Source organism: Roseateles sp. (assembly GCF_036404855.1).
Classification (GTDB): domain Bacteria; phylum Pseudomonadota; class Gammaproteobacteria; order Burkholderiales; family Burkholderiaceae_C; genus Pelomonas.
Window position 1 is genome coordinate 58,990 of the sequence record NZ_DASWYS010000050.1, and the last position, 24,737, is coordinate 83,726.

Sequence of the window (24,737 nt, forward strand, 5' to 3'; positions counted from 1 at the left end):
CCGCGATGACTGCTTGAGAAGCCCGCTGTGGCCATGCGACGTTGGGCGTGCACTGCGTACGTGATGAACACGAAGCGCCGGCTCGGGCGCTCTTGGCATGCCGACGGGTCACGGTCAGCTACGAGGAAGCCATGTGTTCTTGCGGCCTCCGTCCAGACTGGGGGGCGCGGCTATTGGGGCGTTCGTAGGCACTGCCGAGGAAGCACGGCGTCAACTTGCTGGCCTGCCAGCTCCGGTCCAATGCTTACAGTGCCACGCCTGAGGCGAAGGCAGCGGGCGCCAAAGCTCAGCACGGGACCTGGCGTCTATGCCAGCATCCTCAGCGTCACGCTGACCTGCGGCTGGCCGGCCGGCGCGGTGTCTAGACTTTGCGGCTCTTGACGACTGCGTAGCGCGCCAGCGTCTGCTCCCGGGCCGCCGCGTGGTCGACGATGGGGCGCGGATAGTCCACCCCCTGCATCGCGAGCGGCACCCGCTCCCAGGGGGCGTGGATGGCTTTGCCATCCAGGGCCGCCAACTCGGGGCAGTAGCGGCGGATGAAGAGCCCCTTGGCGTCGAATTTCTCGCTCTGCGCAGTGGGGTTGAAGACGCGGAAGTAAGGTTGGGCGTCGCAGCCGCTGCTGCTGGCCCATTGCCAGCCGCCGTTGTTGGCTGCCAGATCGAAGTCCAGCAACTGCCGCGCGAACCAGGCCTCGCCGCGGCGCCAGTCCAGCCCCAGGTCCTTGCTCAGGAAGCTGGCCGTCACCATGCGCAGGCGGTTGTGCATGTAGCCTGTCTGGCTGAGCTGGCGCATGGCCGCGTCCACCAGCGGGTAGCCGGTGCGTCCCTCGCACCAGGCCTGGAAGAGGGTGTCGGCCTGCGGGCCGGTGTCCCAGCGAATCGAGTCGTACTCGGGCCGGAACGAGGCCGTCATCGCGTGCGGGTGGTGGTGCATGACCTGGTGATAGAAATCGCGCCAGATCAGCTCAGACAGCCACACCTCGGCGCCATGGTCGCCGCCCTGCATGCGCTGGTGGGCGATCCGCGCCAGGCGGCGGATGGACACGGTGCCGAAGCGCAGGTGCACGCTCAGGTAGCTGGGGCCCTTGAGGGCCGGGAAGTCTCGTCTGGCGTCGTAGGCGTCGATGCGGGCCAGGAAGTCGTCCAGCAGCGTTTCGGCGCCTCGGCTCCCCTGGCCGACATGCCTCGTCAGGCCTGCTGGCTCGAAGCCGATGTCCCGCAAGGCCGGAACGCCGAGGGCCAGGTTGCTCTGCGCCAGCGCGCCCGCATGCCGCTCGACCGGGTAGCTGCTCAGATAGAACCCATCCACCTTGCGCAGCCAGGCGTTCTTGTAGGGCGTGAACACGCTGTAAGGCCCGCCGGTGGCCGTCATGACCTCGCGGCGTTCGAAGATGACATGGTCCTTGAAGCTGCGCAACTCGACGCTGAAGCTGCGCAGCCGCTCGGCCACGCGGGCGTCGCGTGCCAAGGCCTGCGGCTCGTCGTCGTGGTTGGTGAACACGGCCTGCACGCCCAGCTCTGCCGCCAGCCGGGGAATTTCGTCGGTGGCGCAGCCATGACGGACGATCAGCGCGCCGCCCAGTTGCCTCAGGTCCTCGTCCAGCACCCGCAGCGCGTCGAGGATGAACTCCACACGCCGGTCGGCCCGCGGCAGGGCGTCCAGGATGTCGCGGTCCAGCACGAAGGCGCAGAACACCTGCCTGGCACCCCGCAGAGCCCGATAGAGCGCGGCCTGGTCGTCCGCGCGCAGGTCGCGGCGGAACCAGACGAGGGCACGGTCGACGAGCTCGGCGGAGGGTTTCATACCCACAGAATAAAATGTCTTCATGCCCGCCGATCGGATCGTCCTGACCAACCAGTTCCTCATCGCCATGCCCGGCATGGCCGACGAGGCTTTTGCCGGGACGGTGGTCTACCTCTGCGAGCACAACGACAACGGAGCACTGGGCCTCGTCATCAACAAGCCCATCTCGTTGACGCTCGGCCATCTGTTCGAGAAGGTCGAGCTGAGCCCGCCGGCCGAGCCGCTGGCCGACAGCCCGGTCTTCTACGGCGGCCCCGTGCAGACCGACCGCGGCTTCGTACTGCACGAGCCGCTTGACGAGGAAGGCGGACACTACAACGCGACGCTGGCTGTGCCGGGCGGCCTGGAGATGACCACCAGCCGCGACGTGCTGGAGGCTCTGTCCAATGGCGCCGGCCCCAAGAAACTGCTCGTCACGCTGGGCTACAGCGGTTGGGCGGCTGGCCAGCTGGAAGAGGAAATCGGCCGCAACGGCTGGCTGACGGTGGACGCCTCGCCCGCCATCATCTTCGACACGCCGGTGGAGCAGCGCTACGAGAAGGCCCTGGGCTTGCTGGGCATCGATCCGCGCATGCTGAGCTCGGATGCCGGTCACGCATGAGGCCTGACGTGGCCTCCGCCGATCCCGCCCGACTCCAGTCCTTTCTTGCTTTTGACTTTGGCCTGCGCCGAATCGGCGTGGCCAGTGGCACGCGCCTGCTCGGCTCGGCGGAGCCGCGCGGCACCATCCAAGGTGGCGATTTCGACGCCATCGCTGCCCTCATCAAGACGTGGCAGCCTGACGCCCTCGTCATCGGCGTGCCCAGACACCCCGATGGAGCGCCGCATGAGATGACGGCCAAGGCGCGCAATTTCGGTCGCAGGCTGTCCGGCCGCTACCACCTTCCGGTCTTCGAGGTGGACGAGCGCTACACCAGCGTCGAAGCCGAGGCGGAAGGCGCCCATGATGTGGATGCCGCGGCCGCCGCACTGATCCTGGAACAGTTTTTTCGAGAACACCCATGAGTGAACTGCTGCTCGATGCCGAGGCCCTGTACCTCGAGCTGAAGAAAGGGGTGCAGCGCCTGCTGACATCCGACACCGCCCTTGTTGGCATCTGGAGCGGCGGTGCCTGGCTGGCCGAGCGCCTGGCAGCCGATCTTGGCGTCGCGGCGGGCACCATCTCAAGCGCGCTGCACCGCGACGACTTCGGCTCGCGCGGCCTGGCCAAGGCCGACCACACGACGCTGCCCTTCGACGTCAACGGCCGCGACATCCTGCTCATCGACGATGTGCTCTACACCGGCCGTACGACGCGCGCCGTCATCAACGAGTTGTTCGACTTCGGACGCCCGGCGCGCGTGCAGCTCGCCGTGCTGGTGGACCGCGGTGGCCGGGAGCTGCCCATCGAGCCGGCGTTCTCGGCGGCGCGCGTCACGCTGAAGGCTGACCAGAGCCTGCGCCTCGCCCGCGGCGAAGACCGACGATTCACGTTCGAGGTGAAGTGATGCTCAGCAAACGCAACCCTCAACTGAACAAGCACGGCGAGCTCATCCACTTGCTGTCCGTCGAAGGCCTGCCGCGCGCGGTCATCGAGCAGATCCTGGACACGGCGGGCAGCTTCCTCTCTGTCAACGACCGTGAAGTCAAGAAGGTGCCGCTGCTGCGCGGCAAATCGGTGTTCAACCTGTTCTTCGAGAACAGCACTCGCACGCGCACCACCTTCGAGATCGCTGCCAAGCGGCTGTCCGCGGACGTCATCAATCTCGACATCGCACGCTCCTCCACCGCCAAGGGCGAGACGCTGCTGGATACGGTGGCCAACCTCAGTGCCATGCATGCCGACATGTTCGTGGTACGCCACAGCGAGAGCGGCGCACCCCACCTGATCGCCCAGCACTGCGCGCCGCATGTGCATGTGGTGAACGCCGGTGACGGCCGCCATGCACACCCGACTCAGGGCCTGCTGGACATGTACACGATCCGGCACTTCAAGAAGGACTTTCGCAACTTGACGGTCGCCATCGTCGGCGACATCGTCCACTCGCGCGTCGCACGCTCGGACATCCACGCACTGAACATCCTCGGCGTGCCCGAGATCCGCGCCGTCGGTCCGAAGACTCTCGTGCCTGGCGACCTGCGTGACATGGGCGTGCGTGTCTGCCACGACATGGCCGAGGGGGTGAAGGATGCCGATGTCGTCATCATGCTGCGTCTGCAGAACGAGCGCATGAACGGCGGCATGCTCCCCAGCAGCGGCGAGTTCTTCAAGCACTTCGGCCTGACGCCGGACAAGCTGGCGTTGGCCAAGCCCGATGCCATCGTCATGCATCCCGGGCCCATCAATCGCGGCGTGGAAATCGCGTCCCAAGTGGCGGACGGCAAGAGCAGCGTCATCCTTCCTCAAGTGACATTCGGCATCGCTGTCCGAATGGCTGTCATGGCCATCCTCGCAGGGAACGAAGCATGAAGATCCTCATCAAGGGCGGCCGGCTGATCGATCCGGCATCCAACCTCGACCGCGTCGGCGACGTCGCCATCGCCAACGGTCGCATCGTTCATCTCGGCGACGTCAGCGACTTTGGCGCCGAACGCACGGTGGACGCCACCGGCCTCATCGTCGCCCCTGGCCTGGTGGACCTTTGCGCCCGGCTGCGCGAGCCTGGTCACGAGCACGAGGGGCTGCTGGAAAGCGAACTCGCCGCAGCGGCTGCAGGCGGCGTGACCAGCCTCGTCTGTCCGCCCGACACCGACCCGGTACTGGACGAGCCTGGTCTGGTTGAGATGCTGAAGTTCCGCGCTCGCAAGCTCAGCCGCTGTCGCCTGTTCCCGCTGGGTGCGCTGACGCGTCAGCTGCAGGGTGCTGCGTTGACCGAGATGGCCGAGCTGACGGAGGCCGGTTGCATCGGTTTCTCACAGGCCGAGGTGCCCATCAAGGACACGCTGGTGCTCAGTCGCGCGCTGCAGTACGCGGCGACTTACGGCTATGCCGTCTGGCTTCGCCCGCAGGACTTCTACCTCGGCGGTGGCGTGGCCGCCAGCGGCGCGGTGGCCACGCGGCTGGGCTTGTCGGGCGTGCCGGTCAGTGCCGAGACGGTGGCGCTGCACACCATCTTCGAGCTGGTCCGCGCGACTGGCGCGCGCGTGCACCTGTGCCGCATCAGCAGCGCCGCGGGCGTCGAACTGGTGCGCGCGGCCAAGAAGGAAGGACTGCCCGTCACGGCGGACGTGTCCATCAACTCCCTGCACCTCAGCGATGTCGACATCGGCTACTTCGACTCGGCCATGCGCCTGACGCCACCGCTGCGCCAGGGCCGTGACCGCGACGCGCTGCGCGCCGGCCTCGCTGACGGCACCTTGGATGCCCTGGTGTCCGACCACATGCCCGTGACCAGTGACGAGAAGGCGGTACCCTTCGCCGAAGCCACGCCGGGCGCCACGGGCCTGGAGCTGCTGCTGAGCCTGGCCCTGCGCTGGGCAGGGGATGGCGGGCTGCCGCTGCAGCGCGCGCTGGCCGTCGTCACGGCCGAGCCCGTGCGCGTGCTTGGCAGCGCGTTGGGTTCGCTGTCGGCCAGCGCCGGCCGCCTGGTCGAGGGCGGCGTGGCCGATGTCTGCGTCTTCGACGCCAGCGCGAGCTGGGCCGTCGCACCCGAGGCACTGGCCAGCCAGGGCAAACACACCCCGTTCGCCTTCGCGTCCAGCGGCTTCGAGCTGCCAGCACGTGTACGCTGCACCCTGGTTGCGGGCCACATCGCTTTCGAAACCGAATGAGGGCCGTATGGCGCCTCGCGCGCCTCGCGCCCCATGTGCTGCACGGTCTGTGGATCGTGAGCCGGCACTTTGGCCGCATGACGCCTGCGCGGCGCCATGAGCGCATCCGGTGGTGGTCGATCAAGACGCTGCGACTCCTGGGCATCGAGCTCAAGGCTTCGGGGCAGGCGCTTCCGGCCGGACACTTGCTGGTGGCAAACCATGTGTCCTGGCTCGACATCGCCGGCATCCATGCGGTGCTGCCGCAAGCCCGTTTCGTGTCCAAGTCGGACGTGAAGCACTGGCCGCTGATTGGCACCCTGGTGGACGGCGCGGGCACGCTCTTCATCGAACGGGCCAGCAAACGAGATGCGCTGCGTGTCGTCCATCAGACGGCCGAAGCGCTGAAGAATGGTGATTGCGTGGCCGTCTTCCCCGAAGGCACGACCGGCGCCGGCCCGGAGCTGCTGCCCTTCCACGCCAACCTGCTGCAGGCCGCCATCACGACCGGCGCGCCCGTGCTGCCCGTCGTGCTGCGCTGGTACGAGCCCGGCGAGCGCTTCAGCGCTTCGGCGCGCTTCATCGGCGACATGACGCTGGCCGAGAGCCTGTGGCGCATCGCGTCCGCGCGGGGCCTAGGCATCGAGATCCAGGTGCTGCCCAGCGTGGCAACCGAGAACCTGGATCGGCGCGGGTTGGCCGCGGCGCTGAGAACGCTGATCGCGGCCAAGCTGGGCTGAGCCGCTGCGCCCGCCCTCAGCCCGCTGAGGGCGGAAGTGACGGCGTGGCACAGAGCGTTGATCGCGGACTGCTCTGCCCCTGCGTCAGCATCTGGCGGGCCGCCTCGCCGAGCAGCTTCAGCCCGGCCAAGCGCGTGGCGTCCAGGGGGTGCGCCGCCGTCAGGCGAAGGCATTGGTCGAAGCGCCCAGTCGGACTGAAGACGGCACCCGGCACGAAGGTGTAGCCGTGGGCCTGGGCCTGCGCGAGCAGATCCGAGGTTGCCAGGTTGCCTGGCAGCGTTACCCACAGCGTGTAGCCCGCCTCACCCGCCGAGACGCTGGTGCCCGGCGGGAAGTGCTGCTTCACCGCCCGGGTCCAGGCGGCCACCTGCTGGCGCAGGCGCAAGCGCAGCCGTCGCAGGTGGGTGTCGAATCCATTGCCCGACAGGAACTCGGCGAGCACGTCATCGGTCATGCGGGGAATCAGTTCGCCATGCACCGTTCGCGCCGCGCGCAGCCGCAGGCGGTGGCGTGCGCTGACAACGTAGCCCAGGCTGAAGCCAGGGCCGGTGATGCAGGCCAGGCTTGAGCAGTAGATCACCACGTCGTCGGCATCGAAGGACTTCAGCGGGCGCGCCCTCTCCGTGCCCCGATGCAGCGCCCCCATCAGGTCGAACTCGATGGCGGTGACGCGATGTGCCCTCAGCAGCTCGACCAGAGCCTGCTTCTGGGCGTCGCTCATTGGGCCGGCAGCCGTGGCGAGGAGGCCGAGGTCGATCACGCAGACGGTGGGCCGCGCCTGCACCAGGAACGCAGCCATCGCGGCGACCATGTCGCCCCCCGTCGAGGGAGCAGGCAGCTCCAGGGGGTGCAACCCCAAGGCAGTCACGACCTCCAACACCCTCAGCGAGCCCGGGGACGCCACGGCGACGCAGTCGCCGTCCTGGGTCAGCAGGCTCAGGCACAGCTGCAGGGACTCCCCGTCGCCGTGGGTCAGGACCACGTCTTCGGGATCGGCTCGCACACCCGTGCGACCCAGTCGCCCGGCAAGCTGCTCGCGCAGGGCCTGGCTGCCGAAGACGGAGCCTGCGGCCAGCGTGGCGACCTGGGTTCGCAGGCAGGCTGCCACCAGCTGTCGCAAGGCGGCCAGCGGCAGCAGCGCCGGTGGCAGGGCGAGATGGCCGAGCGACACCAGGCCGTCGCGTGTGGCTGCCTGCGCCATCAGGCGTTGGCGCCTTTCCTCCAGCTGTAGTGCAGGCGCCGAGCCCGGCGGCGCCTGCCTTGGCGGACTGTCTCCCGAGGTGAGCACGAAGAAGCCACGCCGGGGGCGGGACTCGATCCAGCCCGCGTCTTCCAGTCGGTGCAAAGCGTGGGTCACGGTGGCCAGGCTCATCCCGTGTGCGTCGCACAGGTCCCGGACCGAAGGCAGCCGGTCGCCGGGACGGTAGCGGCCTTCGCGCAGGGCCTGTGTCAGCAAATCGGCAAGCGCCAGGTAGAGATGCGGGCGGGACGTCACGGTCTTGGCGACGAGCGGAAGAGGGAGCGAACGATATCGGCAGTTGGCCCCGTTGGATGGATGCACGGACCCCCGACCGCCATCGATACAGCCGCCTGTATCGATGGCCAGGAGGTCGTGCTGGGTCTGCCGCAGTCGGAGTCCGATACCTAGAGTCCCGACGCCCGACACTCCCAGGACATCCTGAATGACTTCATTGGTGGACTCCCTGCGCCACTGCCCGCCCGCCGCGCGCCGGCTCCTGGCCGGCGAGATGGCCGGATTGCTGGCGACAGCCAGCACCCAGACCACCCTGGCTTGGTGGATCGCGCATTCGGGCGGGTCCGGGGATCTTGCGCGCCATGGCTTGGTGATCGCGGTTTGTGCGATGGCGGCGATGCCCCTCCTGTCGCCGATGGGGGATCGCTGGTCCAAGCGCCGGGTGGTTCAGGCGGCGCGCGGCCTGTTGTTGCTCGAGGCACTCGCGCTGGCCATGCTGGCGGGCATGGATGTCTACAGTTTGTCGACGCTTTGCTTCTGCGGCGCCTTGTCGGCAGTCGTGACCGCGGCGCTTGCGCCGACCCAGGCCAGCATGCTGCCTGAGTTGGTTGGCGTGGATCGTCTGCCTGACGCGATCCGGTTGCGCCGCGGGTGCCAGGCCATGGGTGGACTGGCAGGCCCGGCCGTGAGTGGCGCCTTGCTGGCGACGGACGGCATTGCGGCGGCCATGGTCGGGGCGTTGTTGTTGACGCTCGTCGCGGCAGCCGCAGCGATGTGGCTTGGCCCGCCCGGAGTTGCGCCAACCGCTGCCGCGGCGGGCGGATGGCTGGGCGACATGGGTGCTGGTTTGCGCGCCAAGTGGCGCGTTCCCGTCGACCGGTGGTGGACGCTGACGGGCGCCTTGATGATGGTGTTCTTCCTGCCGGCCACCGGCATGCTGCTGCCGCTGCGGCTGCAGGCCCTGGGCCTGTCCGGCGGCTGGCTCGGCGCGTGCAGTGCCTCGCTGTCGCTGGGCGTGATGGCCGGCATCGCGGGCCTCGCCGATGCGCTCATTCGCCGGCTGGGCCGTGTGCGCAGCATTGCGGTGGCGATCGGCGTCTGCGCAGGCGCCATGGCCGCAGCAGGAGCATGCGCCCAGCCTCTGGCGCTGCTTGGCTGCTATGTGCTGATGGGCATGTGCATGTCGGTCACCCAGCTCGTGGGCCAGACCCATCGCGCACTTGCGGTTCCGGAACACTTCCGGTCGCGCATGGCGGCTGCGCAACTGGCCCTGGCTCAGCTGGCGGCCAGCGTGGCGCCGGCGGTCGCGGGCGTCCTGCTGACGCTCTGGCGCGTCGAGGCGGTGTATCTCTGCATGGCGATGGGCTTCCTGGCCAGCGGCGCGTTGCTGCTTGCCGTGCCGGAGCTTCGGCCCTTCCTTCGGCTCGATCACGAGCAGGTGAGGAACTGGTACGGGCGGCAGTACCCGGAGGCCTTCGGGCCAAGGCAATGAGCCGCGGGCGTGCCATCGGGATGCCCCGATGGCCCGAGCAGATTTCGGGTGATGCTTGCCTATAATTTGCTAATTGGCAAAATAGCGAATCATGGACAAGGTGTTCAAGGCTTTGAGCGATCCGACGCGGCGGCGCGTCCTGCAGCTGCTGCGTGAGCGGGAGATGACGGCTGGCGAGCTGGCCGATTGCTTCGACCTGTCCAAGCCGACGCTGTCGGGCCACTTCGCCGTGCTGCGCGAGGCCGACCTCGTGAGTTCCGACCGTACCGGAACCACCATTACCTATCGGCTCAACGTGTCGACGCTGGAGGAAGCCCTGCTGGGCTTCGCAGAGGCTTTCGGCATCGGCGAGGCCAAGGCGAAATCGTCATCCCCACGCAAGGCAGGAGGCTCCCATGTTTGAACGTTATGGAACTCGCATCCAGGTCGCCCTGATCGCCGTCATGGCGCTGGCAGGCGCCTGGGCCTTCATGCAGCTGCCGGCGGGGACTCAGGTGCCGGTGCACTTCAACGCGCTGGGAGAGGCCGATGGCTGGGCCGCCGCAGGGCTGGGCCTCTTCATGCTGCCACTGCTGGCCTTGGGCCTGCTCGGCCTGCAATGGGTGCTGCCGCGGCTGGATCCGCGCGGCGAGAACCTTCGCAAGTCCGGCAAGGCGCTGGCGACGATCTGGCTTGCGGTCACGCTGCTGCTGGCGCTGGTGCAGGCCCAGGTCGTGGCGATGTCGCTCGGTCAGGCCGGCCCGGCGCCTCGTCTACCCATGCTGTTGATGGGAGGCCTGTTCGTCCTCATGGGCAATGTGCTGGGCAAGCTGCGCTCCAACTACACGGTGGGCATCCGCACGCCATGGACGCTGGCCAACGAGCGCGTCTGGGACCAGACCCACCGCTTCGCCGGCAAGGTGTTCGTCGTGGCCGGCCTGCTGCTGGTGGCGCTGTCGATGTCGCCGCTGCCGCCGCAGTGGCAGGCTGCGGCCATCTGCGGCACGGCACTGGCTGCCGCGGCGGTGTCGGTGCTCAAGTCCTACTGGCTGTGGCGCCGGCAGCAGGGTGGGGCCTGAGCGAGATCAGTTCATCCAGCGCAGCCCGGCCCGGGTGTCGCCGCGCGGACGGTATTCCAGGCCGACTGCGCCGTTCCAACCGCGTGCATCGAGCAGGGCCAGTTCGGCCGCGTACTCGCCCGCCTCGGGCTCATGACGGCCATCGACGCCGGCCACCTGCACATGCCCCAAAAGGTCCAGATCCAGCGCCCGGGCAAGGTGGCTGAGCGATTCGCCGCCTTCGGTGATGCGGCAGTGGTAGAGGTCCAGTTGCAGCTTCACGCGCGGCGAGTCCAGCGCGGCCAGCAGTGCCAGAGCATGGGACTGTCGATGCAGGAAGTAACCCGGCATGTCGCGGCGGTTGATGGGCTCGACGGTCAGCGTCAGCCCGGCTGGCGCCCGCGCCGCGGCCCAGGTGAGGTTGGCCAGCCACGTGGCGCGCGTGTCGGCATCGACTTCAGCAAGCCCTGACATGATGTGCATGACGGGCGCGCCGGCCTGCTGCGCCAGCTCGAAGCCGCGCAAGCAGTTCTCGCGGAACTCCGCCTCGCGCCCGGGCAGGGCGGCGAGGCCACGATCGCCCTGCGCCCAGTTGCCCGCGGGGGCATTGACGAGCGCGACGGGTAGGCCGCCCAGGCGAGCGAGCAGCGCCTCGCGGTTCTCCAGGTGGGCGAGCAGCAGTTCGACGCGGTAGAAGCCGTCGGTGCGCGCGGCGTCGATGCGATCAAGGTAGGCCAGCTCAGGGTAGAGCCAGTCCAGGTTGGCGGCGAAGCGGGGCGGGATCATTTGGATTCCGCCACCAGGGCCGGGTTCAGGCGCGGATCGTTGTACATCTTGAATTGCCGGTAGATCTTGAAATAGGCCCGGCCGGCGCGGGCGTCGGCCAGCAGTTCGTCAAAGCAGTTGCCCAGGTCTGCGCGCTGCTGCGTCAGCTGCTGCAGCCGCTCGCCGCAGAGCTGCCGATGCGCATCGTCGACGTCGGTGCGCAGCGTCTGCTCGCGCATCGCGGCGATCTTGAGGCCGAGGATGGAAATGCGGTCCAGCATGGCGCCGGCGGTCTCGCTGTTCAGCCGCACGCCGCCCCGTACGGTCGAGCGGGGCAGAGGGCTGGCAAGCGTCTGCGGGTCGACGAGGTGCAGCGCGCTGAGCAGGAACTCGTCGATCCGTTCGATGGCGTCGTTGCGAGCCTGGTTGTGGCGGTCGATGGCGCGCTTGTTGGCAACGATCTCGGCGTCTGCGGCCAGCGTGCGGCGCGCCAGATCCTCCTGGGCCCACAGGCAGCGGTTGTGGAAGTGGTTGGCGGCGATGCAGCCGGCAAGGTCCGTGGTCTCGGCGGCCACCGGGGGCTCGGCGAGTGCCTGATCGTGCGCGGCGGTGATGTCGGCGGAGGAAGGCAGGGAGATCATGGGGCGCGAGAATCTCACACCACTCTGAATGTTTGCTGATGATAGAAGCCCGGCCCTTGATTGTTCGCCTGCGCAATTTCGTCGGAGACACGGTGTTGAGCCTGCCGGCGCTGCGGCTGCTGCAAGGGCGGGGCTATCGCCTGGAGCTGGTGGGCAAGGGCTGGGCGCGAAGCTTGCTGGAGGCCGAGGGGTGGACAGTGCACGTCCGGCCCGATGGCCTGCGCGAACGTGTCGCGCAGTTGCGCGAGCTGCGGCGGCACCTTTTGGCCGAGGACCCGGGTTTCGATGCGCGCTCGAACACGCTGCTCCTGCCCTACGCCTTTTCGGCCGCGCTGGATGCGCGCCTGGCCGGGTTGCGGGCTGAAGGGCATGCAGGGGAAGGCCGCAGCTGGCTGCTGCGGCGCGCCCACCCGCGCCGCGAGGGCCAGCACACGCTGGAGGAATACTGGGAGCTGGCCTGCGACTTCCTCGGGATCTCGGCCGAGCCGCCGGAGAGCATCGGCAAGCAGGTCAGCGAGGCGCAGCGAGTGCAGGCACGGGCGCTGTTGGCCGCGCAGGGCATCGAGCCGGGCCGCTTCGTGCTGATCTGCCCGTTTGCCAACGGTCGCGTGGAGTTCCTGGAGCGCAGCTGGCCGGCTTTCCCGGATTTCGTGCGGCGCCTGCATGCTGCGGGGCGTCGGGTCGTCATCGTTCCGGGGCCGGCCGAGGTTCAGGGGGCCAGGGACCTGTACCCCGACGCCACCCGCCTTGATGGCGTGACGCTGGCGGTTTACAGCGCGCTGCTGCAGCTGGCCGGTGTCGTTGTCGCCAACGATACCGGGCCGGCCCACATGGCCGCGAGCGTGGGCGCGCGGCTGCTGAGCATCTGGGGGCCGGTCGACCCCGACCGCTGGGCGCCGTGGGGGTCCACGGTCACACTGCTGCGGCGCCAGCCCGGTTGGGTCGGTGTCGACGAGGTCCAGTCAGCCGTGGATCAGGCCTTGCCCTGGGCCGCGATGGCGGCGGCGGCCTTGGCGGCCGCTTCGGCGTCGCCCAGGTAGTAGCTCTTGATGGGCTTGAGGTTGGCGTCCAGCTCGTAGACCAGCGGGATGCCGTTGGGGATGTTGACACCGACGATGGCGTCGTCGGCGATGCCGTCCAGGTACTTCACCAGCGCGCGGATGCTGTTGCCGTGCGCGGCGATCACGACGCGCTGGCCGCTCTTGATCGTCGGTGCAACGGTGTCGTTCCAGAACGGCAACACGCGAGCCACGGTGTCCTTCAGGCATTCGGTCAGCGGCACGTCGCCGTCGGCCAGGCCGGCGTAGCGGCGGTCGCCGCGCTCGCTGCGCGGGTCCGTCGCTTCCAGCGCCGGCGGCGGCGTGTCGTAGCTGCGACGCCAGATCAGCACCTGTTCTTCGCCGTACTGCTTGGCCATGTCGGCCTTGTTCAGGCCCTGCAGCGCGCCGTAGTGACGCTCATTCAGGCGCCACGAATGGCGCACCGGCAACCAGGTGCGGTCCATCTGGTCCAGGCAGTGCCACAGCGTCCAGACGGCGCGCTTGAGCACCGACGTGTAGGCGATGTCGAAGTCGTAGCCTGCTTCCTTCAGCAGCCGGCCGGCCGTCTTGGCCTGCTCCACGCCGGTGGGCGTCAGGTCCACATCGGTCCAGCCGGTGAAGCGGTTTTCCAGGTTCCAGGTCGATTCGCCGTGGCGAATGAGGACGAGCTTGTACATGGGCGAGAGTCGCGCAGGTGGTGGGAAGCGGCGGATTATCCGACCCGGCGATAATCATCGGCTTCGTTGAATTACACGGGATGCTTGCTTGAACTTCCTGATCGAGAACTGGTTTTTGCTCGTCGCTGCCGTCGTGTCCGGCGGCATGCTGCTCTGGCCCATGCTGGTGTCGGGCTCGCGGGGCGCCGCCGTCGGCCCTGCCGAGGCGGTGCAGCTGATCAACCGTGAGAAGGGCGTGCTCATCGACGTCAGCGAGCCCGAGGAATTCGCCAAGGGCCATGCGGTCGGCGCGCGCAACATTCCCTTTGGCCAGATCGAGGGCCACAAGTCCCTGCCCAGCAACAAGGCCCTGCCGCTGGTGTTGGTGTGCCCGACCGGCGCACGCGCTGGGCGTGCTGCTGGCATGCTTCGCAAGCTGGGCTACGAAAAGGCCCGCGTGCTGGCAGGCGGCCTCAAGGCTTGGCGCGACGCCAATCTGCCGGTCGAAAAGTCCGCCTGAGCGGGCTTTCGCAAGGCTTCCGAGAGGATTGGTGAATGGCTTCCGTCAAGATGTACACAACCCTGGTCTGCCCCTTCTGCGTCCGCGCCAAGATGCTGCTGAAGCAGCGCGGCGTGAGCCAGATCGACGAGATCCGCGTCGACCTGAACCCGACCGAGCGCCAGGCCATGATGGACAAGACAGGCCGCCGCACGGTGCCGCAGATCTTCATCGGCGACACCCATGTCGGGGGGTGCGACGACCTGATCGCGCTGGATCAGCGGGGCGGGTTGGTGCCCTTGCTCCAGTCGGCTTGATTTCAAGCCCGGGCAAGCCCCGGGCGGCCTGTCACGGGCCGTCGCCCATAATCCGCATACCGCCCGCAGCATGCCGTCTGCGGGCTTTTGTTTGACGCTCCGCTAGAAAGAGTCCCATGGCCGACGAGATCCAAGCCGCCCCCGAGGGCACCCCGGTGTTCCAGATCCAACGCATGTACCTGAAGGATCTGTCGCTGGAGCAGCCCAACGCGCCCCACATCCTGCTGGAGCAGCAGCAGCCGCAGGTCGACATCAACCTGGCGTTGTCGGCCGAGAACGTCACCGATGGCATCTTCGAGGTCTGTGTGACGGCCACCGTCAACACCAAGGTCGGCGACAAGACGCTGTTCCTGGTTGAGGCCAAGCAGGCCGGCATCTTCGAGATCCGCAACGTGCCGCAGGATCAGGTTGAAGGCATCCTCGGCATCGTCTGCCCGCAAATGGTCTACCCCTATCTGCGCGCCATCGTCTCCGACGTCTGCACTCGCGCCGGCTTCCCGCCCGTGCTGTTGACCGAAGTCAATTTCCAGGCGATGTACGAAGCCCAGCAAGCCCAACGCGCTGCGCAGGGCGGCCAGGCGGTCAACTGACGCTCACGCGCCTCGTGACGACGCCCCGCCCCATGCGGGGCGTTTCACTTGGTGGACACTTCCACGCATGACGACGATGAAGATCAGCGTGCTCGGTGCCGGCGCCTGGGGCACGGCTCTGGCCATCCAGGCGGCCAACGCCGGCCACGAGGTGCGCCTGTGGGGGCGCGATGCTGCAGCCATCGATCGCATGCGCGGGAGCCGCCGCAATGCGACCTACCTGCCCGACAGCGAACTGCCTGCCGCGCTCGGCCTGACGGCCGACCGGGACGCTGCCATCGTCCACGCGAGCGAGGGGCTGACCATCGTCGCCACGCCGATGTCCGGCTTGCGCGAGACGCTGGCCGCGTTGCCGTCCTCGCATCGCGTGCTGTGGTTGTGCAAGGGCTTTGAGGCGGGCACGGGGCGGCTGGGGCACGAGATCGCACGCGAGTTGCAGCCGGCGATGCGCGTGGGTGTGTTGTCCGGTCCCAGCTTCGCGCAAGAGGTGGCCGCCGGCAGGCCCACGGCCCTTGTCGCGGCGAGCGAGGATGCCGGCCTGGGCCAGGCCGCCGTCGACGCCTTCCATGGCGACAGGCTACGCGTCTACACCTCCAGCGACCCCATTGGCGTCGAGGTCGGCGGCGCGGTCAAGAACGTCATGGCCATCGCGGTAGGTGTCTGCGACGGACTCTCCAGTGTGGCGCCGGATGCGCCTGGGCTGAACGCGCGCGCCGCGCTCATCACCCGCGGCCTGGCCGAGATGCTGCGCCTGGGGCAGGCGCTCGGTGCCCGGGCCGAGACCTTCATGGGCTTGTCGGGCTTGGGCGATCTGGTGCTGACGGCGACAGGTGATCTGTCGCGCAACCGCCGCGTCGGCCTGATGCTGGCGCAAGGCCTGGCCCTGCCGGAGATTCTGGCCAAGCTGGGTCACGTGGCCGAGGGGGTCTACAGTGCGCCGACCGTGCTCGCGCGGGCCCGTGAGGCTGGCATCGAGATGCCGATCACGGAGGCCATGGTGGCCTTGCTGGACGGTCACCTGCGCGTGACCGAAGCGGTCACCCGCCTGATGGGCCGGGACGCGCGGGCGGAGTAGGGCGGGCCGAGCGCCCCTTCAGGGCGCCTCCGAGGGGCTCCCTGGATGATGGGCTCGGGCCTCAGGCCCCGCCGGCATATCCGTTTTGTCGCCAGGCCTCGAAGACGGCGACGGCGACGCTGTTGCTCAAGTTGAGGCTGCGCTGGCCTTCGCGCATGGGCAGGCGCACGCGCTGCGCGACGGGGAAGCTCTCGCGCAGTGCCGGCGCCAGCCCGGCCGTCTCGCTGCCGAAGACCAGCCAGTCACCCGGCAGCCAGGCGATCTCGCCCAACGGCCGGCTGCCGCGCGTCGTGAAGGCGAACATGCGCTTCGCGTCGGGGGACTCGGCCGCAAGGAAAGCCGCCCAGTCGGCGTGGCGCCGCACGCGGGCGTACTCGTGATAGTCCAGGCCGGCGCGCTGAAGCAATCGATCCTCCATCGAGAATCCCAGGGGTTCTATCAGGTGCAGGCTGCAGCCGGTATTGGCCGAGAGCCGGATCACGTTGCCGGTGTTGGGGGGGATCTCCGGCTGGACGAGGACGATGTTGAACATGGGGTCGGGAGTATCCGCCGCCCTCATGCGTCCCCGGGCTCTGGCGTGCGCGCGACGACCCAAGCCTGAACGCTCATGACGCCGCCCTGCAACAGCACGCCGGCCAGCTCGAACAGCGTGGCGCCGCTGCTCATGACGTCGTCCAGCAGCGCGACGCGGGTGCCGCGCAGTCGGGTCGCATAGCGGGGCTCGATGGCGAAGACGCCGCGTACATTGGTTGCGCGCGCCTGCGGCTTGAGGCCGACCGGGGCGGGGGGGAGCCTCACACGCCGCAGCATCTCGGGCTTGCAGTTCAGGCCGCGCCGGCGTGCCAACGCGCGGGCCAGCTCGATCGACGGGTTGTAGCCTCGCTCGAGCAGGCGCTCGACTGACATTGGCACTGGCAACAGCCAGTCCGGCGCATCGACCTCGGCCGCAGTCAACGCCGTGTTCAGCCGCTCCAGCAGGCTCTCGCGCAGGCCCGGCGTCTGGCGGTACTTGAAGTGCTGCAGCAGGCCGTCCCAGGGGAATCGGTAATCGAGTGCGGCGATGGTGCGGTCCAGCGGCGGCGCCTCGCGCAGGCAGCGCCCGCATTGCGGCTGCGGTCGGCCCAGGAGCTCCGGCGGCAGACGGGCCGCGCAGGTCCAGCAGCGCGGGTGGGGGCGGGCATATAGTGCCAGGCAGCCTTCGCAGACAGTCTGATGGCTCCAGGCGCGGCAGACGGCGCACTGGCCGGCACAGCGCAGCAACACCTTCCCCATCTGTGCGGGCTTCGCGGCTGGCAACCTGCGCTCTGGCATCGCCTCAATATACTGAGCGGCCCATGAACGAGCCGGCGCCGACCCCTACTTCAAACAAGGGGCCGCGGCCCCAAGACCTCGACGCGGCCGCACTGCGCCGGCAAACCCGGCGCCTGGCCAAGGCCGACCAGCCGCCCTGGCTGCATGCCGAGGTGGCGGGGCGCATGGCCGAGCGTCTGGGCTACATCAAGCTCCGACCGGCCCGGGTGCTCGACGCGTCACCCGCACTGGGGGCCAGCGCTGAGCTGCTGCGGCTGGCCTATCCCGACGCCCAGATGCTGTGGCACGAGGCCGATGCCCTGCTGGCTGCGCGTGCCGCCCAGGCCCGCTCGCTGAACTGGTGGCGCAAGCTGCGTGGAGCGTCGATGGGTCAGCTCGAGGCGCTGCCCGCCCGGCCCGAGGTGGACCTACTCTGGTCCAACATGGCCTTGCATGGCTGCGTGGACCTGCCCGCGCTGCTGGATGCCTGGCAGGCCAGCATCTCGGTGGGCGGCTTCGTGATGTTCTCCTGCCTGGGGCCCGACAGCTTCGTCGAGCTGCGTGCGCTGTACGCACGCAACGGCTGGGGCCGGCCGGCGCCGGACTGGTGGGACATGCATGACATCGGCGACCTGGTGCTGAAGGCCGGCTTTGCCGACCCCGTCATGGACCAGCAGCGCCTGCGCCTGACTTGGGCCAGCCCCGAGAGCCTGCTGGGCGATCTGCGTGCGCTGGGGGGCAATCTTGCGCCGACGCGCTTTGCCGGCCTGCGCGGGCGCGGCTGGCGGCAACGGCTGCTGGCGGAGCTGGACACGCTGCGCGACGCCGAGGGGCGCTTGGTGCTGACGCTGGAACTGGTCTTCGGCCATGCCTTCAAGGCCGCGCCGCGGCTCTCGGTCGCGGCCGAGACCCATGTGTCGGTCGATGCGATGCGCGCCTCGCTGCGCAAGGGGCGCGGATCGGGCTGATTCGGGGCCTGGGGTGGGTGATTCCCCGGGGCTGGTGTGCCTCTGAGGCGGGATAGGCGTGGGCTAAACTCTTGCGCCGCATCAAGGACTGGGCACAAATCCAGTCCACCTCACGGAACTTGCGTCGCAAATCAGGCTATATGGCCGGATTGCAAGCCCCGCACCTCTAAGAACCAAGTGACAACCATGACGATGATGAACGCACGAGTGCAGAGCGCCTCACGCGCTTGGGGCCGTTGGGCCGCGGCGGCGATGGCCCTGGCAGCGGGCCCGGCCCTGGCGGTGAACGATCTCAAGGGTGGGCCCGGCGTCAATCAGCTCAATCTGCACGAGCCGGTGACCAACATCGCCCGTGACCAGATGTGGTTGCACAACTTCATGCTGATCATCTGCCTGGCGATTTTCATCGCGGTGTTCGGCGTGATGTTCTATTCCATCTTCAAGCACCGCAAGTCCAAGGGCGCGGTGTCCGCCAACTTCCACGAGAGCGTGGCCGTCGAGATTGCCTGGACGGTGGTGCCCTTCCTCATCGTCATCGGCATGGCTCTGCCGGCCACCAAGGTCGTCGTCGCGATGAAGGACACGACCAACGCCGACGTGACCATCAAGGCCACCGGCTACCAGTGGAAGTGGGGCTACGACTACCTGAAGGGCGAAGGCGAGGGCATTGGCTTCCTGGCCACCCTGGACACCGCACAGCGCGTGTCGTCCGATTCGGGCAAGCCCGAGGCTGTCGACAACTACCTGCTGAAGGTCGACAACCCGCTGGTCGTGCCGGTGGACAAGAAGGTCCGCATCATCACGACGGCCAACGACGTCATCCACGCCTGGATGGTGCCGGCCTTCGGCGTCAAGCAGGATGCCATCCCTGGCTTCGTGCGCGACACCTGGTTCAAGGCCGACAAGGTTGGCGACTACTACGGCCAGTGCGCAGAGCTGTGCGGCAAGGAACACGCCTACATGCCCATCCACGTCAAGGTCGTGTCTGCCGAGGACTACACCAAGTGGGTCGAGGGCAAGCAAAAGGAGATGGCCGCCAAGGCTGACGATCCGAGCAAGGTCTGGGAGCAGGCTGCCTTGATCGCCCGCGGCGAGAAGGTCTACGCCGCCAACTGCGCGGTCTGCCACAAGGCTGACGGCACCGGCGCCGGCCCCATCAAGCCGCTGGACAAGTCGCCTGTCGTGCTGGCTGAGAACCATCTGGAGCAGATCCAGGTCGTTCTGAACGGCCGCATGGACAAGGGCATGCCCGCCTGGAAGCAGCTGAGCGACACTGACATCGCCGCGCTGGTCACGTACACGAAGAACAGCTGGTCCAACAAGACGGGCCAGACGGTGCAGCCGGCCGAAGTGGTCGCCGCCCGCAAGTAAGTCCGAACGCCGAATCAGAGGAAATCACATGAGTGCAGTGCTCCCCCCCCACGGCGTTCACGGTGGCCATGCTGGCGACCACGCCCACGACGACCATCACGACCATCACGCCCCGACCGGCTGGCGTCGCTGGGTCTTCGCGACCAACCACAAGGACATCGGCACGCTGTATCTGCTGTTCAGCTTCACGATGCTGATGATCGGCGGCATCCTGGCGCTGTGCATCCGCGCCGAACTGTTCAAGCCGGGCCTTCAGTTCTTCAATCCGGAGCTGTTCAACCAGTTCACGACCATGCACGGTCTGATCATGGTGTTCGGCGCCATCATGCCGGCCTTCGTCGGTTTCGCGAACTGGATGATCCCGCTGCAGATCGGCGCCAGCGACATGGCCTTCGCGCGCATGAACAACTTCAGCTTCTGGCTGATGATCCCGGCCGCCATCATGCTGGTCGCGAGCTTCTTCATGCCCGGCGGCGCGCCCGCCGCCGGCTGGACACTCTACGCGCCGCTGACGCTGCAGATGGGGCCGTCCATGGACGCCGGCATCTTCGCGATGCACATCATGGGCGCCTCGTCCATCATGGGCTCCATCAACATCATCGTGACCATCCTCAACATGCGCGCCCCCGGCATGACGCTGATGAAGATGCCGATGTTCGCGTGGACCTGGCTGATCACGGCCTATCTGCTGATCGCCGTCATGCCCGTGCTGGCCGGTGCCATCACGATGACGCTGACCGACCGCCACTTCGGCACCGCCTTCTTCAACCCCGCAGGCGGCGGCGACCCGGTCATGTACCAGCACATCTTCTGGTTCTTCGGTCACCCCGAGGTCTACATCATGATCTTGCCGGCCTTCGGCATCGTCAGCCAGATCGTGCCGGCCTTCGCGCGCAAGCGCCTGTTCGGTTACGCCTCCATGGTGTACGCGACGGCCTCCATCGCCATCCTGTCGTTCATCGTCTGGGCCCACCACATGTTCGCCACCGGCATGCCGGTGACGGGCCAGCTGTTCTTCATGTACGCGACCATGCTGATCGCGGTGCCCACGGGCGTGAAGATCTTCAACTGGCTGGCCACGATGTGGCGCGGCTCCATGACCTTCGAGACGCCCATGCTGTGGGCAGTGGGCTTCATCTTCGTGTTCACGATGGGCGGCTTCACCGGCCTCATCTGTGCGATGGCCCCCATCGACATCCAGATCCAGGACACCTACTACGTCGTCGCCCACTTCCACTACGTGCTGGTGGCCGGCTCGCTGTACGCCCTGTTCGCGGGCGTCTACTACTGGGGTCCGAAGTGGACCGGCGTGATGTATTCGGAGACCCGCGGCAAGATCCACTTCTGGGGCTCGTTGATCTTCTTCAACGTCACCTTCTTCCCGATGCACTTCCTCGGCCTGGCCGGCATGCCGCGCCGCTATGCCGACTACCCGATGCAGTTCACCGATTTCAACCAGATCGCGTCCATCGGCGCCTTCGGTTTCGGTCTGATGCAGGTCTACTTCTTCCTCTTCGTCGTCGTCCCCATGATGCGCGGCAAGGGTGAGAAGGCTCCGCAGAAGCCGTGGGAAGCCGCCGAGGGCCTGGAGTGGGAAGTGCCGTCGCCGGCACCCTTCCATACCTTCGAAGAGCCGCCCAAGCTGGACGCTTCGGCCTCCAGGATCGTCGGTTGAGGAGCACAGCCGTGACGCCTGAGCAGCGCAAGAGCAACCGTCGGCTGGGCCTGATCTTGCTGACGGTGGCCCTGGCCTTCGGCTTCGGCTTCATTGCCAAGATGGTGCTGTTCGCCCACTGACATGCGCTTCCTCGCTGCGCTTCATCGAGACAATCGCCAGCTCCTCATGAAGCTGGCGCTCATCGTCGCGTTGATGTTCGGCTTCGGCTATGCGCTGGTGCCGCTCTACAAGGCGATCTGCGAGGCGCTGGGCATCAACGTGCTGTCGTTGTCCGAGCGCCAGACACTCCTTGCGACCAAGGGCATTGCCGACGGCAACGGTCAGGTCGACTACAACCGCGAGATCACGGTGGAGTTCGACACCAACGCGCGCGGCCCCTGGGACTTCAAGCCGGCGGTGCGCCACATGACGGTGCACCCGGGTGAACTGAGTCAGGTCATGTACGAGTTCCGCAACAAGCAGGACCGCACCATGGCTGCTCAGGCCATCCCGAGCTATGCGCCCATGCAGGCCAGCGCGCACTTCAACAAGCTGGAGTGCTTCTGCTTCAACGAGTACACGCTGAAGCCGGGCGAGACCAAGCAGTGGCCGGTCGTGTTCGTCATCGACCCCAAGCTGCCCAAGGACGTGAAGACCATCACTCTCTCCTACACCTTCTTCGAGGTGGCGGGCAAGGGCGGGGTCAAGCTTGGCGAAGCGCCCAAGGGTGCGGGAGCAGCGCTGTGAGCGAGGCCGGCAAGGATCTGAAAGAGGCAGTGGGCCGCAAGGGCTCGCCGCTGCAGACGATCTCGGCCGTGGCCTGGGGATTTTTCGGCGTGCGCCGGGGCAGGGACCGTGAGAACGACATGGCCAAGCTCAATCCGGTGCACGTCATCATCGCGGGCCTGATTGGCGCCGCCCTGTTTGTATTGATGCTGGTGCTGCTGATCCGCTGGGTCGTCGGCAGTGGCGTGGCGGCCTGAAGCGTGGCCGCAACAACGTTTAGAACGAGCGAGAACTAGGAGAACGATATGTCGGCAGCGACAACCCCGGGCAAGACCCCGTACTACTTCGTCCCCGCACCTTCGCGGCATCCGGTGATGGCCGCCATCGGCCTGTTCTTCGTCATCCTCGGCGCCGGCCAGTGGGTCAATGGCCACGGCTGGGGCATGTATTCACTGTTCGGCGGTCTGGTCCTGTGGGCCTTCGTGCTGCAGCAGTGGTTCCGGGAGGCCATCGGCGAGAGCGAGGGTGGTCTCTACAGCCAGCGCATCGACGTCTCGTTCCGCTGGAGCATGGGCTGGTTCATCTTTTCGGAGGTGATGTTCTTCGCCGCCTTCTTCGGCGCGCTGTTCTGGGCCCGCGTCTACTCGGTGCCCTCGCTGGGGAGCCTGGAGAACTCGCTGCTGTGGCCGGACTTCAAGGCCATCTGGCCTAGCACTGCCCCCGGCTTCACCGCCGCACCGGGTGGCACCGTCGAGGCTTTCAGCACCATCGGCCCCTGGCCGCTGCCGACGCTCAATACTGCGCTGCTGCTGACCTCGGGCGTGACGCTGACCATCGCCCATCACGCACTGATTGCCGGCAACCGCGCCCGCACCATCGGCTTCATGTGGCTGACCGTGCTGCTGGGCCTGGTGTTCCTGTTCGTGCAGGGCTTTGAGTACGCCCATGCCTACAAGGACCTGAACCTCAAGCTCAGCTCCGGCATCTTCGGCTCGACCTTCTTCATGCTGACCGGCTTCCACGGTTTCCACGTGTTCGTGGGCATGCTGATGCTGCTGTTCATCACCATCCGCCTGATGAAGGGCCACTTCACCGCGGACCGCCACTTCGGCTTCGAAGGCGCGGCCTGGTACTGGCACTTCGTCGACGTCGTCTGGCTGGGCCTGTACGTCGTCGTCTACTGGATGTGACGCGGTCGCATCCGCAAGACAAAAGCGCCGCAGTCGCGGCGCTTTTTTTTAGTCCACTCAGGACCGTACCGGCAGCCCCGTCGGCTGTATCCAGCCCAGCTTCCAGCCCAGCAGGATGATGAGGAACAGCGCCACCGAAAGTGCCACCCGCAGGGCCAGCGCGCGAGCCATGTTTGGACTGCGCCTGTTGTCGCCGCGGCCCTTGCGCAGCATGAAGAAGCCGGCTGCTGCCAGCGCGCCGAGGATGCCGATGAACGCGATCAGGAACACGAATTTCATGACGGCGAATTATCCGCCCGGGGTGTCGGCATGAACATCAGGCGCTGGCTGCTGCTGGCAGCCGTGGTGCTGGGCTCCGCGCTGACCGCACGCCTGGGGGTGTGGCAGCTTGACCGCGCGCAGCAGAAGCTGGCCCTGCAGGCCGCCGTCGAGGCCGAAGCGGCCCGCCCCGCCCTGGCCAACGCCGACCTGGGCGGTGTCGAACAACTGCACCGCAGCGTTGCGCTGCACGGCCAGTGGGTCGCCGAGCGCAGCGTCTGGCTGGACAACCGGCCCATGGACGGCCGCGCCGGCTTCTACGTCGTCACGCCGCTGCGCCTCACGGGGCGCGATGAAGCCGTTCTCGTGCAGCGAGGCTGGGTGCCACGCGATCCGTCCAACCGCAGCCACCTGCCACCGCTGGCCACGCCGGCCGGGGAGGTCGAGGTCGTCGGTCGGCTGGCCGCATCGCCATCGCGGCTTTACGAGCTGGGTGAGGGGGCGTCGGGTGCGATCCGGCAAAATCTCGATGCTGCGGCCCTGGCCGCCGAGTCCGGGCTCCGGCTGCTGCCGCTGACCGTCGTGCAAACCGCTGGCGCCGCGGACGATGGCCTGCTGCGCCATTGGCCAGCGCCGGATCTGGGCCTGCACAAACACTATGGCTATGCCTTCCAATGGTTCGCGCTCTGCGCGCTGATCCTGATCCTCTATGTCTGGTTCCAACTCATCCGCCCCCGGCTCCGCCGCCAGCAGCCCTGAACCGCTGAGCTTCGCGGTGCACAGCCTGCCCGACCCGCGCGCCATCGCCGGCAGCCCGAATCAGCGTGCCGGCCGCTGGAAGATGCTGATGGTGCTGGCCATCTGCGCGGCGCCGGTCATTGCGTCCTATTTCACCTTCTATGTCGTCAAGCCCAGCGGCTCCGCCTATGGCGAGCTGATGGCGCCCACGGTCGACATGCCGGCCGACCTGCCGCTGACCGACCTGCAGGGGCGCGCGGTGCCGGCCGACTCGCTGCGCGGCCAGTGGCTGCTGGCCGTCGTGCAGCCGGCCGACTGCGGACCCGCCTGCGAGCGCCAGCTCTACGTGCAGCGCCAGCTGCGCGAGATGCTCGGCAAGGAGCGCGCGCGCGTCGACAAGCTCTGGCTCATTCCGGACGATGGCACGCCACGCGAGAAGGTGCTGGAGGCCGTCGGCCAGAAGGGCGTCGAGGTCAACGTGCTGCACGTGCCCGCAGACCGACTCGCGGCCTGGCTGCGTCCGGCGCCCGGCAAGGCGCTCAGCGACCATTTCTACGTGGTCGACCCCATGGGTCGCTGGATGCTGCGCGCGCCCGCCGATCCCGATCCCAAGAAGTTCAAGGCCGATCTCGACAAGCTGCTGAAGGCCAGCGCCGGCTGGGACAAGCCGGGCCGCTGAG

General features: G+C 67.7%; 31 protein-coding genes. 23 read left to right on the plus strand and 8 right to left on the minus strand.

What is annotated here, in order from left to right; genetic code table 11:
- Positions 1-361 precede the first annotated feature (361 nt).
- On the minus strand, positions 362-1,804 hold the full coding sequence (locus VGF12_RS03375) for a deoxyribodipyrimidine photo-lyase (RefSeq protein WP_331174634.1): 1,443 nt from the start codon (positions 1,802-1,804) through the stop codon (positions 362-364).
- Positions 1,805-1,826: 22 nt separating this feature from the next.
- Between VGF12_RS03375 and VGF12_RS03380 the strand changes: the two genes are divergently transcribed.
- From VGF12_RS03380 to VGF12_RS03405, 6 genes are read left to right on the plus strand one after another with little or no spacing between them, the layout of a single operon-like run.
- Positions 1,827-2,405 (plus strand): YqgE/AlgH family protein, encoded by a 579-nt coding sequence (locus VGF12_RS03380; RefSeq protein WP_331174635.1) that lies wholly within the window; start codon positions 1,827-1,829, stop codon positions 2,403-2,405.
- Complete coding sequence (ruvX, locus tag VGF12_RS03385; protein WP_414709988.1) at positions 2,402-2,809, plus strand: Holliday junction resolvase RuvX; 408 nt, start codon at positions 2,402-2,404, stop codon at positions 2,807-2,809. The genes VGF12_RS03380 and ruvX overlap by 4 nt, the downstream gene beginning before the upstream one ends.
- Entirely contained in the window at positions 2,806-3,291 is a 486-nt protein-coding gene (gene pyrR / locus VGF12_RS03390; protein WP_331174637.1) for a bifunctional pyr operon transcriptional regulator/uracil phosphoribosyltransferase PyrR, read from the plus strand. The genes ruvX and pyrR overlap by 4 nt, the downstream gene beginning before the upstream one ends.
- Positions 3,291-4,253, plus strand: coding sequence for an aspartate carbamoyltransferase catalytic subunit (locus tag VGF12_RS03395; RefSeq protein WP_331174638.1), 963 nt, complete (start codon positions 3,291-3,293; stop codon positions 4,251-4,253). Before pyrR ends, VGF12_RS03395 begins: the two co-directional genes overlap by 1 nt.
- Positions 4,250-5,554, plus strand: a complete 1,305-nt coding sequence (locus tag VGF12_RS03400) for a dihydroorotase (RefSeq protein WP_331174639.1) — start codon at positions 4,250-4,252, stop codon at positions 5,552-5,554. The genes VGF12_RS03395 and VGF12_RS03400 overlap by 4 nt, the downstream gene beginning before the upstream one ends.
- The gene (locus tag VGF12_RS03405) at positions 5,551-6,273 is read left to right on the plus strand and encodes a lysophospholipid acyltransferase family protein (protein ID WP_331174640.1); all 723 of its coding nucleotides are present in this window, start codon (positions 5,551-5,553) and stop codon (positions 6,271-6,273) included. Before VGF12_RS03400 ends, VGF12_RS03405 begins: the two co-directional genes overlap by 4 nt.
- A gap of 16 nt (positions 6,274-6,289) precedes the next feature.
- Here the strand turns inward: VGF12_RS03405 and VGF12_RS03410 are convergent, their stop codons facing one another.
- Positions 6,290-7,768, minus strand: a complete 1,479-nt coding sequence (locus VGF12_RS03410) for a PLP-dependent aminotransferase family protein (protein ID WP_331174641.1) — start codon at positions 7,766-7,768, stop codon at positions 6,290-6,292.
- A 187-nt stretch (positions 7,769-7,955) separates the two neighbouring features.
- Between VGF12_RS03410 and VGF12_RS03415 the strand changes: the two genes are divergently transcribed.
- The 3 genes from VGF12_RS03415 to VGF12_RS03425 all read left to right on the plus strand — a co-directional run bounded on the left by VGF12_RS03415 (position 7,956) and on the right by VGF12_RS03425 (position 10,297).
- Positions 7,956-9,239, plus strand: coding sequence for an MFS transporter (locus VGF12_RS03415; protein ID WP_331174642.1), 1,284 nt, complete (start codon positions 7,956-7,958; stop codon positions 9,237-9,239).
- A 91-nt stretch (positions 9,240-9,330) separates the two neighbouring features.
- Positions 9,331-9,642, plus strand: coding sequence for an autorepressor SdpR family transcription factor (locus tag VGF12_RS03420; RefSeq protein ID WP_331174643.1), 312 nt, complete (start codon positions 9,331-9,333; stop codon positions 9,640-9,642).
- Positions 9,635-10,297, plus strand: coding sequence for an SdpI family protein (locus tag VGF12_RS03425; protein ID WP_331174644.1), 663 nt, complete (start codon positions 9,635-9,637; stop codon positions 10,295-10,297). Before VGF12_RS03420 ends, VGF12_RS03425 begins: the two co-directional genes overlap by 8 nt.
- 6 nt (positions 10,298-10,303) lie before the next feature.
- Here VGF12_RS03425 and VGF12_RS03430 read toward each other — a convergent pair whose 3' ends face one another.
- Together VGF12_RS03430 and VGF12_RS03435 are read right to left on the minus strand one after the other, a co-directional pair.
- Positions 10,304-11,062, minus strand: coding sequence for a hydroxypyruvate isomerase family protein (locus VGF12_RS03430; protein ID WP_331174645.1), 759 nt, complete (start codon positions 11,060-11,062; stop codon positions 10,304-10,306).
- Complete coding sequence (locus VGF12_RS03435; protein ID WP_331174646.1) at positions 11,059-11,682, minus strand: DUF4254 domain-containing protein; 624 nt, start codon at positions 11,680-11,682, stop codon at positions 11,059-11,061. The genes VGF12_RS03430 and VGF12_RS03435 overlap by 4 nt, the downstream gene beginning before the upstream one ends.
- 56 nt (positions 11,683-11,738) lie before the next feature.
- On the opposite strand from VGF12_RS03435, the gene VGF12_RS03440 reads away from it, so the two are divergent.
- Positions 11,739-12,722 (plus strand): glycosyltransferase family 9 protein, encoded by a 984-nt coding sequence (locus VGF12_RS03440; protein ID WP_331174647.1) that lies wholly within the window; start codon positions 11,739-11,741, stop codon positions 12,720-12,722.
- On the opposite strand, the gene gpmA is transcribed toward VGF12_RS03440, so the two are convergent.
- Positions 12,656-13,399, minus strand: coding sequence for a 2,3-diphosphoglycerate-dependent phosphoglycerate mutase (gene gpmA / locus VGF12_RS03445; protein WP_331174648.1), 744 nt, complete (start codon positions 13,397-13,399; stop codon positions 12,656-12,658). The two genes, VGF12_RS03440 and gpmA, sit on opposite strands and share 67 nt — an antisense overlap.
- A gap of 88 nt (positions 13,400-13,487) precedes the next feature.
- On the opposite strand from gpmA, the gene VGF12_RS03450 reads away from it, so the two are divergent.
- The 4 genes from VGF12_RS03450 (at position 13,488) to VGF12_RS03465 (ending at position 15,859) form a co-directional block, all read left to right on the plus strand.
- On the plus strand, positions 13,488-13,898 hold the full coding sequence (locus VGF12_RS03450) for a rhodanese-like domain-containing protein (RefSeq protein WP_331174649.1): 411 nt from the start codon (positions 13,488-13,490) through the stop codon (positions 13,896-13,898).
- A gap of 35 nt (positions 13,899-13,933) precedes the next feature.
- Positions 13,934-14,194 (plus strand): glutaredoxin 3, encoded by a 261-nt coding sequence (gene grxC / locus VGF12_RS03455; protein ID WP_331174650.1) that lies wholly within the window; start codon positions 13,934-13,936, stop codon positions 14,192-14,194.
- 116 nt (positions 14,195-14,310) lie between these two features.
- Positions 14,311-14,784, plus strand: coding sequence for a protein-export chaperone SecB (gene secB, locus VGF12_RS03460; protein ID WP_331174651.1), 474 nt, complete (start codon positions 14,311-14,313; stop codon positions 14,782-14,784).
- A 76-nt stretch (positions 14,785-14,860) separates the two neighbouring features.
- Positions 14,861-15,859: an NAD(P)H-dependent glycerol-3-phosphate dehydrogenase gene (locus VGF12_RS03465; protein WP_331174672.1), complete on the plus strand. Its 999-nt coding sequence runs from the start codon at positions 14,861-14,863 to the stop codon at positions 15,857-15,859.
- A 61-nt stretch (positions 15,860-15,920) separates the two neighbouring features.
- On the opposite strand, the gene VGF12_RS03470 is transcribed toward VGF12_RS03465, so the two are convergent.
- Positions 15,921-16,391 carry a tRNA (cytidine(34)-2'-O)-methyltransferase gene (locus VGF12_RS03470; RefSeq protein WP_331174652.1) on the minus strand — a complete coding sequence of 157 codons (471 nt, stop codon included), beginning with the start codon at positions 16,389-16,391 and terminating at the stop codon, positions 15,921-15,923.
- A 23-nt stretch (positions 16,392-16,414) separates the two neighbouring features.
- Positions 16,415-17,131 carry a ComF family protein gene (locus VGF12_RS03475; protein WP_331174653.1) on the minus strand — a complete coding sequence of 239 codons (717 nt, stop codon included), beginning with the start codon at positions 17,129-17,131 and terminating at the stop codon, positions 16,415-16,417.
- Positions 17,132-17,193: 62 nt separating this feature from the next.
- Here VGF12_RS03475 and VGF12_RS03480 point away from each other — a divergent pair, with 62 nt between their 5' ends.
- From VGF12_RS03480 to VGF12_RS03510, 7 genes are all read left to right on the plus strand, one after another.
- Positions 17,194-18,117, plus strand: a complete 924-nt coding sequence (locus tag VGF12_RS03480) for a biotin synthase (RefSeq protein ID WP_331174654.1) — start codon at positions 17,194-17,196, stop codon at positions 18,115-18,117.
- A 252-nt stretch (positions 18,118-18,369) separates the two neighbouring features.
- Positions 18,370-19,488, plus strand: coding sequence for a cytochrome c oxidase subunit II (coxB, locus tag VGF12_RS03485; protein WP_331174673.1), 1,119 nt, complete (start codon positions 18,370-18,372; stop codon positions 19,486-19,488).
- Positions 19,489-19,516: 28 nt separating this feature from the next.
- Positions 19,517-21,163 carry a cytochrome c oxidase subunit I gene (gene ctaD, locus VGF12_RS03490; RefSeq protein WP_331174655.1) on the plus strand — a complete coding sequence of 549 codons (1,647 nt, stop codon included), beginning with the start codon at positions 19,517-19,519 and terminating at the stop codon, positions 21,161-21,163.
- Between the two features lie 11 nt (positions 21,164-21,174).
- Entirely contained in the window at positions 21,175-21,285 is a 111-nt protein-coding gene (locus VGF12_RS03495) for a cytochrome oxidase small assembly protein (protein WP_331174656.1), read from the plus strand.
- Position 21,286: 1 nt separating this feature from the next.
- Positions 21,287-21,892: a cytochrome c oxidase assembly protein gene (locus tag VGF12_RS03500; protein WP_331174657.1), complete on the plus strand. Its 606-nt coding sequence runs from the start codon at positions 21,287-21,289 to the stop codon at positions 21,890-21,892.
- Positions 21,889-22,128 (plus strand): DUF2970 domain-containing protein, encoded by a 240-nt coding sequence (locus VGF12_RS03505; RefSeq protein ID WP_331174658.1) that lies wholly within the window; start codon positions 21,889-21,891, stop codon positions 22,126-22,128. The genes VGF12_RS03500 and VGF12_RS03505 overlap by 4 nt, the downstream gene beginning before the upstream one ends.
- 48 nt (positions 22,129-22,176) lie before the next feature.
- Positions 22,177-23,061, plus strand: a complete 885-nt coding sequence (locus VGF12_RS03510; RefSeq protein WP_331174659.1) for a cytochrome c oxidase subunit 3 — start codon at positions 22,177-22,179, stop codon at positions 23,059-23,061.
- Positions 23,062-23,118: 57 nt separating this feature from the next.
- Here the strand turns inward: VGF12_RS03510 and VGF12_RS03515 are convergent, their stop codons facing one another.
- Positions 23,119-23,340 (minus strand): DUF2909 domain-containing protein, encoded by a 222-nt coding sequence (locus tag VGF12_RS03515; protein WP_331174660.1) that lies wholly within the window; start codon positions 23,338-23,340, stop codon positions 23,119-23,121.
- 30 nt (positions 23,341-23,370) lie between these two features.
- On the opposite strand from VGF12_RS03515, the gene VGF12_RS03520 reads away from it, so the two are divergent.
- Positions 23,371-24,078, plus strand: coding sequence for an SURF1 family protein (locus VGF12_RS03520; RefSeq protein ID WP_331174661.1), 708 nt, complete (start codon positions 23,371-23,373; stop codon positions 24,076-24,078).
- Entirely contained in the window at positions 24,029-24,736 is a 708-nt protein-coding gene (locus tag VGF12_RS03525; protein WP_331174662.1) for a hypothetical protein, read from the plus strand. Before VGF12_RS03520 ends, VGF12_RS03525 begins: the two co-directional genes overlap by 50 nt.
- Position 24,737 lies beyond the last annotated feature (1 nt).